Genomic DNA, 12,867 nt, shown 5'->3' with positions numbered 1-12,867 from the left:
ATTATGTCTCCAATTCGGCATCGATTGAAAAACCTGAGATGACATTAAGCGCTATGACAGTATTCAGGTGTTGTAGTAGTGAAGGGTCAATTTCAGCGAGCGCTTGACCCGATTGCAATTCGGTTAATAGTTGGTGGCATTCTTCTGTCAAGCAATGACTCTCAACCCGTGAATTCTCAGCTCGGATTAACACCCCAAATTCAGGTTGGTTGATGTCTAACCCGTCGAGTTGTTGCTGATAGATGGCTTGCTCAAGTGCGATCATCGTATAGCTAGAATTGACTAACGTTATTGAACCCTTGAGATGAAAGACTAAAGCGCCTTGCTTCTCTTGTGGCACATCAGCTAAACAAGAAAGGGGGCGTTGGTCGACATGTGATTCTGAAACACATCTTACTAAGCTATCTTTTTGCCATTCATACAAAGCCACTTCAGCGAGATAAGGTGCAGCCTCAATAACGGCAGGAAAGGCTTGGATAGTCTGTTCAAAATGTTCCCCATAACCGCTGACATCACCAGAGGTTGATGGATAACTCAAGACATGTTGACGAGCCATCTGTTGGAAGCACTCTTCACCAACCAGCATTTCAGTGAGTGGATAGGTTGCTGCCAGTACTTCGCTCAAGCTAATCACAAAGTTATCACGGTAAATCTGGATTCGCTGTTCATCAGTAAAATGGTCGCTCACTATGTCGCAATGCTCACCATTGTTTTGATAGCGTAATGCGTTCGCAAACTCTGATTGAACATCTGCTAGGGAGTGGCTCATGATGCGCGACTCCTTTGGTTGAACTTGTCGTGTTGATACAAGACATCACTGGCTTTGGTTGCTTCAGCCAATAAGACTTGTGGTTCTGGGATATCTAGATCCCACTCAATCAAGGTATGGCGCAAACCATGTTGTGCTATCCAGTCAGTGTAGAGTTGCCACACTTCATCACAGACAGGTTTACTGTGGGTGTCTATCCAGATCTCACCTTGTTCAAGCTTCTTTTTGGTAAAACCTGCCAAGTGAATTTCTTCCACCTTGTCCGCAGGAATTCCGCTTAAGTATTCTTCACAGCTGAAGCCATGATTAAAAGATGAGACAAAAATATTATTGAAATCGAGTAATAGTCGACACTCGGTGCGCTTCTGTACCTCGGCCAAAAATTCCCACTCTGGGATCGTTGAATGCTTGAAAGCAAGGTAGCTCGATGGGTTCTCAATCAGCATAGAGCGTTGCAGGCTGTCTTGCACCTCGATGACATTGCGGCAAAAGACTTCTAACGCCTCTTCGGTATAAGGCAGCGGCAGCAAGTCATTGAAGTAATGACCGCCGGTCTGACTCCAGCTGAGATGGTCAGAAACCAAGAAGGGTTCGATATCATCAATGAGTTCTTTTAACTGTACGAGATGATGTTGATTGATGCGATCAACAGAACCTAGCGACAATCCAACACCGTGACAGCTGATGTTGTGTGCACTACGAATCTCTCTCAGTTGTTGGCGTTGCGGTGATTGAGCTAAAAAGTAGTTCTCGCTGTGCACCTCTAACCAACTCACTAAAGCTAGGTTTTGGCTAAAGAAGTCCAAGTGCGGTGCTCTAAGACCAATCCCTGCGTTGGGGTGAAGAGTTTGAGTCACAACGATTCTCCTAATCGGAAGTGGAGGTGAGCTGAATGTCAGCTCACCATACTTAGTGCGTCAATTACGATGATTGAGTACTACCACCCGCTAATTTGCCACATAGCCCTTTAGGAACGACCACGAATGCATCTGATTGGTTGTCTTCTTTTGCTGTACCCGCACATGAGCTTGTTTTGGTTGCACAATCATTTTGGCCAGCTTTTGCCACGCCGTAGCATTTTTCTTTTGCTGCTGCTTCCGCAGGTGCTGATGTAAGAACTGCACCGCCAAACGCGAGTACACTTGTGATTGCAGCTGTAACAGCAAGATTAGAATTTTTCATAGTCATTCCCTCTAGACTTAATATTATTTATACATCGCAGGTTAATGAGTTGTTAACTTGCTTACTAAAAAGGATAGGAATAACTAGGAAATAATTTCACAGCATTATAAAAAATATCAATATTAGTGATGTTTTAGCGTTTAAGTTGTTGAATTTATGATGTTAAATTTTGATTGTTTTTTCTTCTTATTATCCTAAACGCAGCCTAGTGTTTAGGTTATAATCAACTTTTATGTATAAATACCCAGTAGTGAGCATATCCAATGATAGATCCTTCGCTTTTACTCGATGGCCTAAACGATAAACAACGTGAGGCGGTCGCGGCACCTTTAGAAAACCTACTTATTCTGGCAGGTGCAGGCAGTGGTAAAACGCGAGTATTGGTGCATCGTATCGCTTGGCTGCAAAGTGTAGAGCAAGCATCACCGTTCTCTATTATGTCGGTTACCTTCACCAACAAAGCGGCAGCAGAGATGCGTGGTCGTATTGAAGAGCTGATGATGGGCAGCTCGTCAGGCATGTGGAACGGCACCTTCCATGGTATCTGTCACCGCATCCTTCGTGCTCACTACCTAGATGCAAAACTGCCAGAAGATTTCCAGATCATTGATTCAGATGATCAGGTTCGTTTGCTACGCCGCTTAATCAAGGCGCAAAACCTTGATGAAAAACAGTGGCCTGCCAAGCAAGCTTCTTGGTGGATAAATGGCAAGAAAGACGAGGGACTACGCCCAAGTCACATTGACGCCTACCATGATCCAATAACTCAAACGTGGTTAAAGATCTACTCTGCTTATCAAGAGGCATGTGACCGTGCTGGCTTGGTCGATTTTGCAGAAATTTTATTAAGATCACATGAACTGCTGCGCGATAAGAAACACATTCGTGAGCATTACCAAGCTCGCTTTAAGCATATTCTTGTCGACGAATTTCAAGATACCAACAACATCCAATACGCTTGGCTACGTATGATGGCAGGCCCAGATTGTCGCGTGATGATCGTGGGTGATGATGACCAATCTATTTATGGCTGGCGTGGCGCGAAAATCGAAAACATTCAGAAGTTCTTGGACGAATTCCCAGGAGCGTCAACGGTTCGACTCGAACAAAATTACCGTTCAACCAAAACCATTCTTCAGGCGTCGAACGAGCTTATCTCGAACAACACCGAACGTATGGGTAAAGAATTGTGGACCGATGGCAACGATGGCGAGCCAATCTCTGTTTACTCGGCTTATAACGAGTTAGATGAAGCGCGTTTCACGGTTAGCAAAATCAAAGAGTGGCAAGAGAAAGGCGGTGCGCTAGAAGATACCGCGATGCTTTATCGTAATAACGCCCAATCTCGTGTTCTGGAAGAAGCGCTTATCCAAGGTGGTCTGCCTTACCGCATCTACGGGGGCATGCGATTCTTCGAGCGTCAGGAAATCAGAGATGCCTTGAGCTACCTGCGCTTAATGAGTAACCGCAGCAACGATGCGGCATTTGAACGTGTCGTCAATACACCCACTCGTGGATTAGGGGATAAAACCTTAGAAACGATTCGCCTTGCGGCGCGTGATCGTGGGGCAACCATGTGGGAAGCCAGTGTTGCTTTGATAGAAGAGCAAGTGCTACCCGGTCGTGCTGCGGGTGCATTGAGCCGCTTTATCGAGCTTATCAATGCACTTGAAGATGACACCATTGAACTGAGACTTCATGAGCAAACCGACCACGTGATTAAATCGTCTGGCTTGTTTGCGATGTACGAGCAAGAGAAAGGCGAGAAGTCGAAGGCACGTATTGAGAACTTGGAAGAATTGGTAACGGCAACGCGTCAGTTTGAAAAACCAGAAGAAGCAGATGAAATGAGCATGCTAACGGCGTTCTTAACTCATGCGGCTTTGGAAGCGGGTGAAGGTCAGGCTGATGAGTTTGATGATGCGGTTCAGTTAATGACTCTGCACAGTGCCAAAGGCCTGGAGTTCCCGATGGTATTTATGGTGGGTGTAGAAGAAGGTATGTTCCCAAGCCAGATGTCGGCAGAAGAAGCGGGGCGTTTAGAAGAAGAGCGTCGTTTGTGTTACGTAGGCATGACTCGTGCGATGGAGAAGCTTTACATCACATACGCTGAGATGCGTCGCTTGTACGGTCAGGACAAATACCACAAACCATCACGCTTTATTCGTGAACTACCAGAGACATGTCTGGATGAAGTTCGTATGAAAGCACAAGTGAGCCGTCCTGCAAGCAGTGGCCGTTTTAGCCAAACAGCTGTGAAAGAGAACTTCAATGAAACGGGCTTTAGCTTAGGTTCTCGCGTGAAGCATCCTAAGTTTGGTGAAGGCACCATCATTAACTTCGAAGGAAGTGGTCCACAGAGTCGAGTTCAAGTCGCGTTTAACGGTGAAGGCATCAAGTGGTTAGTAACGGCTTACGCTCGTTTAGAACAGCTTTAATCTGCTACTTTAGAAACTAACAACCATTCATGATAAAAAAGAGCAGCCGATGGCTGCTCTTTTTTATTGCTCTGTACCGTCCTAATTTAGGTTAATACAAGCTGAAGACATTTCTGCTTATAAGCGAGACCTACAGTGCTGCAAGTGCTGCTTCGTAGTTTGGTTCTTCAGTGATCTCTGCAACCAACTCGCTGTGAGTTACCACACCGTTTTCATCAACACATACAACCGCACGTGTTGTTAGGCTTGCTAGTGGGCCCTCAGCAATCGCCACGCCGTAGTCTGATGCGAACGCTGGAGAACGGAAAGTCGAAGCGTGTTGAACGCCTTCAATGCCTTCTAGTTCGCAGAAGCGACCAGCAGCAAACGGCAAGTCAGCAGAAACACAAACAACAACCGTGTTCTCAAGCTCTGCTGCTTTGGCATTGAACGTACGTACGCTTGTTGCACAAGTCGCAGTATCAATACTTGGGAAGATGTTTAGAACCACTTTCTTGCCTTCAAGAGAAGCAAGAGTCAGCTCAGAAAGATCGCCAGCAGTCAGTGCAAAGCTTGGTGACTTCTCACCCGTTTGTGGGAATGTGCCAGTTAGAGGTACAGCAGCGCCTTTGAAGGTAACGTGTGACATGAATTATCCTTAGTTTAATTATGGTTATGAAACTAGTTGAGCCTAGTGTGGCTTACATTACTCTGAAGTGATCAAGAAGTGAATGCTTTAAATGTCAGAAATATAATTAGACGTATTCGATTTTCGGTAGGTAGGTGAAACGGAAAGGTTAGTTGGAAGTAATTGATTGAGATATAGATAAAGAAAAACCCCGAGAGCTTGCGCTCATCGGGGTCTATAGTCTTACTCGCAGCAATCCGGCTACTAAGTGTGCTCCATGCATCAAATCCATGATAGTGTGCTGTTATCCTTCAGCGTATTCCTTTCGTCGCCTTCCTAGCGGTGTCCTTGATCTTATCCTGATCTGCCAACAATCCTCGTTAGCGCGCGTCACTTGTTCCTTGAGCGGTGTCCTTTACATCATCCTGATGTTCAGTCCTTTCCTCGTCCAGAGGTGTCCATTGTCTTTCCTTAGTAGCAACCATCCTAGTTACTATTGCGTCCATTCAATGTCCATTTCGCTATCCATGCCGATTATTCATCCTGAGTAATCGAATCTTCATCCTGAAGATAACCAAGTCCTTGGCGTTTCCTGTTCCGTGTCAGCATCCTTCCGACACCGTTAATACTACCGATTCTTGATTTATCAGCAATGGTGCAATAAGTGAATTTCTGTATAATTATTTGAATGATAAATGTACGTATCGTTTTGTTTCAATGGTTTATGGTGTGTTGGTGTTTAATTTATCAGTTAAATATCGATATTTACTCACTACCTTGTGAGAGATCTCGCACAAGGCAGTGAGTAAAAAGGGAGGGTTATTCCCTATTGGCCGATAGCAGTACCTTCACGGCGAGGGTCAGCAGCTCCTTCTAAGCCGTCTTTTGTAAGACGAATAGCGTGCAAACCAGAGTTCAGATCGCGAACGTTTACTTCAAACCCCATCTTTTCTAGCTCAGGTTTGAAGTTTTCCGCCGATGTTCCTTTTTCCAGATCTAAGGTGCCGAAGCGGTTTAAGAAATGCGGTTGGTTGATTGCTTGCTGAATATCCATGTCCCATTGGGTATGAGCAATGATCGCTTGCGCCACATAACCTATGATACGACTTCCGCCCGGAGAACCGATCGCCATGTAAGGTTTATCATCTTGCATGATGATGGTCGGTGCCATCGAAGAGCGCGGACGCTTACCCGGTTCAAGGCGGTTAGCTATAGGCTTACCATCGTTGTGGGTCTTGAATGAAAAGTCCGTGAGTTCGTTATTGAGCAGGAAGCCTCTCACCATTAAACGTGAGCCAAAGGCATTCTCAATGGTGGTAGTCATCGACACGACGTTACCATCGCTATCGACAATATTGAAGTGGCTGGTGGACGGTAATTCAATCGAAACATCTTGGCTGCGCAGCATAGCGTGCTCCCACGGTGGGGTGCCCGATGGTGCGCTTTCTAATGCCTTACCAGAAGTAATTAACTGGGCACGTTCCTGCAAGTAGTCAGTATTCACTAACCCTTGGGCTGGCATTGGCACGTAATCTTGATCTGCCATGTACATACCACGGTCTGCAAAGGCTAGGCGAGAAGCGTCCGCTAACACTTGCCAAGATTTCGCATCGTTTGGTCCCCATGATTTAAGATCAAACTGTTCGGTCATCGCGAGAATTTGTCCAACCGTCAATGCACCTGAACTGGGTGGCCCCATTCCACATACTTGATAGCTCTCATAAGCAGAACAAACTGGCTCGCGTTGCTTGATTGAGTAGGCGTCGAAGTCTTTTTGTGCCAGTACGCCCGGGTTACCTTTCGCGGTTTGGACGGTATTGATGATATCCGCAGAGATCTCACCCTGGTAGAAGGCCTTGGCACCGTTCTTCGAGATCGCTTTTAACGTTGCTGCGTATTCTGGGTTTTTAAGTAAGGTGCCTGCTGTTTTCGGACTACCATCGGTATTGAAGAAGTAGGCTTTGGTGGTGGTAAAGCGGCTCAGTCGTTCTTGGTCATTTTTAATCAAGGTCGCTAAACGTGGGCTGATAGTGAAACCTTCTTCAGCCAGTTGAGCAATTGGCTTGATCAGAGATGCCCACTCTAACTTGCCGTATTTCTGGTGGGTATCCCACAGCAGCTGTACGGTGCCCGGGGTGGCAACAGAACGACCACCAACCACGGCATCATAAAATTTAAGTGGTTGGCCATTTTCATCTTGGAACAGGCGTGGTGTTGCATCAAGTGGTGCAGTTTCACGACCATCGTAGGTTTTGAGTTGCTTGTCCTTGCCATCAAAATAAACAAGGAACGCACCACCACCAATACCTGATGACTGAGGTTCTACCAAGCCAAGCATAAGCTGTACCGCTACCATGGCATCAATCGCGTTACCACTACGAGCAAGTACATCAGCGCCGGCTTGTGCTGCGAGAGGGTTGGCCGCGGTGACCATCCAATCATTGGCTTTAACGAGTTGTTTGGTTTCTAAACCACTACTTTGTTCGGGTGCGACGGAATCGGCAGCTTGATTTGCCCAACTGACGTGAGAGGCAAAAAGTAGGGTAGAAGTGGCGAGGGTTGTTAGTTTTGTTTTCCACTGCATGATCTTCTCCTTTTAATATGCAGAGCTAGATTGGCAGTGGAAAGATGAGATAGCCAGAGTGTTGTTAACGAATTGTAATCTTGATTCGAATTTAAGCGATTAAACCGGATAGCGACTGCCAAAGAATACTCAGGCCAATCAGGCTGAACACCACGCCACATAAGCCATCGATGTATACCGTTGCTTCGCTGAGTTTTTTTTGTAGAGCCTTAGTCGAAAGCATCCACGCCAGTAGTGAGAACCAAAATAGAGACAGACCAAACAGGATGATCAGGGCAAAGCCTTTACCCGACAGAGACATGTCGGCAGGGACTAGGCTCGACATCAAGCTGATAAAGAACACCAAAGCCTTTGGGTTGAGAATATTGGTCGCAAACCCTTTCGAAAATGCCTGACGCTTGTTGGTCAGAATCAGATCTTTAGAATTAATGCTATCGGCATCATTGTCGTGGTTCTGAATGATTTGCCAGGTTGCTTTAAGTGCGCCATAGCCTAAGTACAGTAAGTAGCTACCGCCGGCCAATTGGATAATGGCAAAGATGGTTGGCTGCTGGTGGACTAGGTAACTGATTCCCGTCAGGCTCAGCAATGAATGCAGCAAGATCCCGCAAGACAGACCTAAAGCAATGTACAAGCCTGTTTGGCGTCCGTGACGCGTCGCATTTTGCACGACTAACGCAAAATCAGGGCCGGGGCTCATCAAAGCGATGAAGTGGATAGAGGCTAGGGTGATCAGTATAGTGACTTCGTTCATCGTCAGTTCTCAATAACGTTGCCGCTATTTTTAAATAAGTAATCGTATTGAGCGTAGCTTACCGTGATTTGAAATCGAGCAATTGTAAATTATCAACACTTAGTTGATTTGTGACGGTGGTACGCCGAATGTGGTTTTGAAAGCCTTAGAGAAGTGTGCTTGATCATAGAAGCCAACTTGGTGCGCGACTTTGGTACCACATATCCCAGACTTAATCAGACGCATGCTCTGCTCCATACGTAAACGGCTCAGCCATGCATAAGGCGTAATGCCCATTCTGTTTTTAAAATGGCGTTGGAATTGAGTCGTGGTTAAACCACACAACTCAGACAATTGTTCTAATCGCACTGGTTGATCCAAATTCGCCATTAAATAGTCTTTTAGCGTATCAATCGATTGATTACCCAGTTTGATGTCACTTTTCGATCCAAATTTCGCATAACGATCGACAATCGTCGAGAAGCCTTCGAAAGGTAAGCAATCTTGAGCAAGTTGGCTGATGTTTTGATTGATAAGCAACCCGTGCAGGTTACACAATTGTAAAAAAGTCGCTTGATCGGAGAGGATCAACTCAGAAAAGCTTAAAGCGTGACCATTTTCTCTGTGATCGGCAAGATCGCCCAGCCATTGCGGCGAGACAGCAAATACACTGACTTGATAACCCGAATCGAGTTTGGAGTGCCCATCATGCAGCTCATCGGGTGGCATGATAACAACTTGGCCAGCACCAACATTATGGCTCGTCCCTTTATAGACGAATTTCTGCTGTCCTTGGGTAATTAAGCCAATGTGAAAGTCCAAATGATAGTGGCGCTGAAAAGCAAACTCTTGGTATTGAGCTTGGATCAGGCTGATATCTTCTGTTGGTGTTGAGTAATAGTGGACTTTATCCATGGTACAAAAAAGCTTGGTCAAATAGTCATCAATTCAACCAAGCTTATCTTCGTATTCAGGGATTGTCTTGTAAAAAACGATCAGTGTTACTGCTTAGCGCGTTTGTTCTTTCTGTTGTTACGTAGACCGTCAAAGCTGAATATTACCAAAGCTCCCCAAATAAAGGCGAAGGTAATCGCTTTGTCACTGGTAAACGCTTCGCCATAAATCAGCACCGCTAACAAGAACATTAAGCTCGGTCCAATGTACTGGAAGAAGCCGAGGGTCGATAACTTTAAGCGTGTTGCAGCGCCAGTAAAACACAGCAGTGGAATGGTGGTAATAACACCAGCAGCAACCAGTAATAGATTGAGTTGCATCGGGTTCATTGAGAAGTCTGAGGTTGGGCTATCAGCAATAAACAGTAGATACGTTGCTGCGAGAGGCAACATAACCAGAGTCTCAATGAACAAACCGGTTTGTGCTTCCAAGCTCACTTTCTTACGCAGTAAGCCATAAAAACCGAAGCTAAAGGCTAGGGCAATGGCTACGATCGGCACTGAACCGAAGGCAACTAATTGGATTAATACGCCAATCGCAGCAAGAGCCACTGCAAACCATTGCAGCTTACGTAAGCGTTCGCCGAGGAAGAGCATCCCGAGCAACACGTTAATCAGTGGGTTGATGTAATACCCCAAACTTGCATCGAGCATGTGATTGGAGTTGACCGCCCAAATAAAGATCAGCCAGTTAGCGCCTACCAAAATAGACGTCGCCACCAAATAGAGCATTTTTGGCTTCGAGGTCAGGGTGTCACGGACTTTACGCCAGCTGCGGCCAATGTGTAGTAAGAAAGCGAGTAAGAAAAAAGACCATACTACACGGTGGCTAAGGATCTCTAACGGGGAAACATCACTTAACGATTTGAAATATATAGGGGCGATCCCCCACATTGTGTAGGCACCTACAGCAAGCAAAATTCCTTGGCGCGTACGTTGTTGTTCTTCTGGAGTCATGCATCTTTCTCTAGCACTGAGTGCTTATTAATAAGATTTATAAGAGAGTTGGTCAGTATAGGAGCGATAACCCTTTTCACCTAACAATTTGCGGTTTAATTCGCCAGCGTTCCCCTCTACAATGTGCGACTTGCTTGCCGAAGATGCTTGCTGATTTCATACCTCGATTAGGAACCATAATGACCGCCACTCTGATTGCTGAGCAAATACCAACTCCCGCGAATGATGCGCAAACCATCTTGCAAGATGTGTTCGGCTATCAAAGCTTTCGCGATGGTCAGCAAGAGGTCATTGATTTGGCCGTTGAGGGCAAAGACAGCTTGGTGATTATGCCAACTGGTGGCGGTAAATCTCTGTGTTACCAAATCCCGGCTTTGGTTCGTGAAGGGCTAACTCTGGTTATCTCACCGCTGATTTCGTTGATGAAAGACCAGGTTGATCAGCTGAAAGCTAACGGCGTCGCGGCAGAGTGCATTAACTCGTCAATGCCGCGTGAGAATCTGATCTCGGTCTTTAATCGTATGAACTCAGGTCAGCTGAAAATGGTGTATGTCTCGCCAGAGCGCGTGTTGATGCGTGACTTTATCGAGCGTCTACAAGGCTTACCGCTTTCGATGATTGCGGTCGATGAAGCGCACTGTATCTCTCAATGGGGACATGATTTCCGACCTGAATATGCTTCGCTAGGCCAGCTTAAGCAATATTTCCCTCATGTGCCTTACATGGCGCTTACAGCAACCGCTGATGATGCGACGCGCAAAGATATTATCTCGCGTTTGCAGCTGGTGGATCCGCACACTTACTTAGGCAGCTTCGATCGTCCTAATATTCGCTACAACTTAGTTGAGAAACACAAGCCGGTGTCTCAGGTGGTTCGCTACCTAGAAACACAGAAAGGCAATTGCGGCATCATCTACTGTGGTAGCCGTAAGAAAGTGGAGATGGTGACCGAGAAGCTGTGCAATAACGGTATTCGCGCCGCGGGTTACCATGCTGGCATGGACACCGACGAACGTGCTTACGTTCAAGAAGCTTTCCAACGTGATGATATTCAGATCGTTGTGGCGACCGTGGCCTTCGGTATGGGCATCAACAAACCCAATGTACGCTTTGTGGTTCACTTTGATATCCCACGCAACATCGAATCTTACTATCAAGAGACAGGCCGTGCTGGTCGTGATGGCTTGCCTGCTGAAGCTATGATGTTGTTTGACCCTGCTGATATGGGTTGGCTGCGTCGTATGCTGGATGAGAAAGAAGAAGGCCCGCAAAAACAAGTTGAGATGCACAAGCTGAACGCGATGAGTGCCTTTGCCGAAGCGCAAACGTGTCGTCGTCAGGTTCTGCTTAATTACTTTGGCGAGTATCGCGAGAAGCAATGCGGCAACTGCGATATCTGCCTAGATCCACCAAAACACTTTGATGCGACCCAAGAGGCACAGAAGGCGTTGTCTTGTGTGTATCGAGTGAATCAGTCGTTTGGTATGGGCTACGTGGTCGAGGTGATGCGCGGTATGCAGAATATCCGTGTGCGCGATAATGGTCACGATAAGCTGTCTACTTACGGTATCGGCCGCGACCATAGCCACGATTACTGGATCAGTATCTTCCGTCAGCTGATTCACAAAGGTTTGTTGTTCCAAAACATCACTCGTAACTCAACATTACAGTTAACAGAAGAAGCCCGCCCGTTACTGCGTGGTGAGATGTCTTTGGAGTTGGCTGTGCCTCGTTTAGATACCGCAGTTCGTAATGCTAAGTCCGATAAACTCAGCAGCAAGAACTACGATAAGAAGCTGTTTGCCAAACTGCGTAAGCTACGTAAATCGATCGCTGATGAAGATGGTTTGCCACCTTATGTGGTATTCAGTGATGCGACTCTGATTGATATGGCCGAAATCCTACCCACATCTTATGGCGAGATGCTGGCAGTCAATGGTGTTGGTCAACGCAAACTCGATAAGTACGCTGATCCATTCTTAGATTTGATTCAAGAACACATCACCACACACGGTTAATTGGCTAATTGCTAGTTTTCAGAAGCGTTTAGCTATAAAACGATTAGCTCATAGAAAAGAATAAGGTTGATAGGGACATGACAACACCAACAGAATTTGGCTTAAGAGAGTATTTGGCTGAGGAAGGGCGTTTATTGATTACGTCTCCAAGTTTTGATTTTGATTCTTACGAAGTGTTAGGTGAAAAGCTAGTGGCATTGTTGTCTGCTTCTGTGGTGGAAAAGCAGTGGGACGCTGACATGCACTCTTGGTTGATCGATTTTGAAGATTGTCGGATGTTCTTAAAGTCTGAGCATTACAGTGAATCAATTTGGTTTGAGTCGTTAAACGCTGAAGAGAGCCGAGAAGAGTTTGATTATTTAGCGACGCTTTTCAAGCGCGGCTTCTAACTTCAAGCGTGGTTTCTAACGTTTAGCATAGCTTCTAAAAATAGAGCTTCTAACGTCATTCACCAATAAAAGTGAGGATAAACGTTTGCGTTTGTTCTCACCATTGCAGCCAATATTGATTAATGTATAATCGCCCGCCGCTCAATAGAGCAAATTATAGAAACATTTTTAATTCACATTATTGGTAAGAGCTTTCTTGGATTATTCGAAGAAATGACTCGATTTGGGTTCCCTCAC

At 45.9% G+C, this 12,867-nt stretch carries 11 protein-coding genes; 3 read left to right on the top strand and 8 right to left on the bottom strand.

What is annotated here, in order from left to right; all coding sequences use genetic code 11:
- Nucleotide 1 precedes the first annotated feature (1 nt).
- From Q5H80_RS14085 to Q5H80_RS14075, 3 genes are all read right to left on the bottom strand, one after another.
- Nucleotides 2–769, bottom strand: coding sequence for a DNA-binding domain-containing protein (locus tag Q5H80_RS14085; protein WP_304565874.1), 768 nt, complete (start codon nucleotides 767–769; stop codon nucleotides 2–4).
- Nucleotides 766–1,626, bottom strand: coding sequence for a DUF692 domain-containing protein (locus tag Q5H80_RS14080; RefSeq protein WP_304565873.1), 861 nt, complete (start codon nucleotides 1,624–1,626; stop codon nucleotides 766–768). Before Q5H80_RS14080 ends, Q5H80_RS14085 begins: the two co-directional genes overlap by 4 nt.
- Nucleotides 1,627–1,690: 64 nt before the next feature.
- A complete protein-coding gene (locus Q5H80_RS14075) occupies nucleotides 1,691–1,951 on the bottom strand; it encodes a DUF2282 domain-containing protein (RefSeq protein ID WP_304565871.1) in 261 nt (86 codons plus the stop codon).
- A 263-nt stretch (nucleotides 1,952–2,214) separates the two neighbouring features.
- Here Q5H80_RS14075 and uvrD point away from each other — a divergent pair, with 263 nt between their 5' ends.
- A complete protein-coding gene (gene uvrD, locus Q5H80_RS14070; protein WP_102454340.1) occupies nucleotides 2,215–4,389 on the top strand; it encodes a DNA helicase II in 2,175 nt (724 codons plus the stop codon).
- Nucleotides 4,390–4,519: 130 nt separating this feature from the next.
- Here uvrD and tpx read toward each other — a convergent pair whose 3' ends face one another.
- The 5 genes from tpx to rarD all read right to left on the bottom strand — a co-directional run bounded on the left by tpx (nucleotide 4,520) and on the right by rarD (nucleotide 10,223).
- Entirely contained in the window at nucleotides 4,520–5,017 is a 498-nt protein-coding gene (gene tpx / locus Q5H80_RS14065; protein ID WP_304565867.1) for a thiol peroxidase, read from the bottom strand.
- Between the two features lie 805 nt (nucleotides 5,018–5,822).
- Nucleotides 5,823–7,580 carry a gamma-glutamyltransferase gene (ggt, locus tag Q5H80_RS14060; RefSeq protein WP_304565865.1) on the bottom strand — a complete coding sequence of 586 codons (1,758 nt, stop codon included), beginning with the start codon at nucleotides 7,578–7,580 and terminating at the stop codon, nucleotides 5,823–5,825.
- 91 nt (nucleotides 7,581–7,671) lie between these two features.
- The gene (locus Q5H80_RS14055) at nucleotides 7,672–8,334 is read right to left on the bottom strand and encodes a LysE family translocator (protein ID WP_304565863.1); all 663 of its coding nucleotides are present in this window, start codon (nucleotides 8,332–8,334) and stop codon (nucleotides 7,672–7,674) included.
- Nucleotides 8,335–8,433: 99 nt separating this feature from the next.
- On the bottom strand, nucleotides 8,434–9,228 hold the full coding sequence (locus tag Q5H80_RS14050) for an AraC family transcriptional regulator (RefSeq protein ID WP_304565861.1): 795 nt from the start codon (nucleotides 9,226–9,228) through the stop codon (nucleotides 8,434–8,436).
- A gap of 86 nt (nucleotides 9,229–9,314) precedes the next feature.
- Nucleotides 9,315–10,223: an EamA family transporter RarD gene (rarD, locus tag Q5H80_RS14045; protein ID WP_304565859.1), complete on the bottom strand. Its 909-nt coding sequence runs from the start codon at nucleotides 10,221–10,223 to the stop codon at nucleotides 9,315–9,317.
- A gap of 179 nt (nucleotides 10,224–10,402) precedes the next feature.
- Here rarD and recQ point away from each other — a divergent pair, with 179 nt between their 5' ends.
- Together recQ and Q5H80_RS14035 are read left to right on the top strand one after the other, a co-directional pair.
- Nucleotides 10,403–12,241: an ATP-dependent DNA helicase RecQ gene (recQ, locus tag Q5H80_RS14040; protein ID WP_146454381.1), complete on the top strand. Its 1,839-nt coding sequence runs from the start codon at nucleotides 10,403–10,405 to the stop codon at nucleotides 12,239–12,241.
- A 77-nt stretch (nucleotides 12,242–12,318) separates the two neighbouring features.
- Nucleotides 12,319–12,630 carry a DUF3630 family protein gene (locus Q5H80_RS14035; protein ID WP_009848192.1) on the top strand — a complete coding sequence of 104 codons (312 nt, stop codon included), beginning with the start codon at nucleotides 12,319–12,321 and terminating at the stop codon, nucleotides 12,628–12,630.
- The last annotated feature ends 237 nt before the right edge of the window (nucleotides 12,631–12,867 follow it).

The sequence above is a fragment of the Vibrio sp. SNU_ST1 genome, assembly GCF_030563405.1.
GTDB lineage: Bacteria > Pseudomonadota > Gammaproteobacteria > Enterobacterales > Vibrionaceae > Vibrio.
Note: the sequence above shows the minus strand (reverse complement) of the source record. Positions and strands in the feature narration are given on the sequence as shown.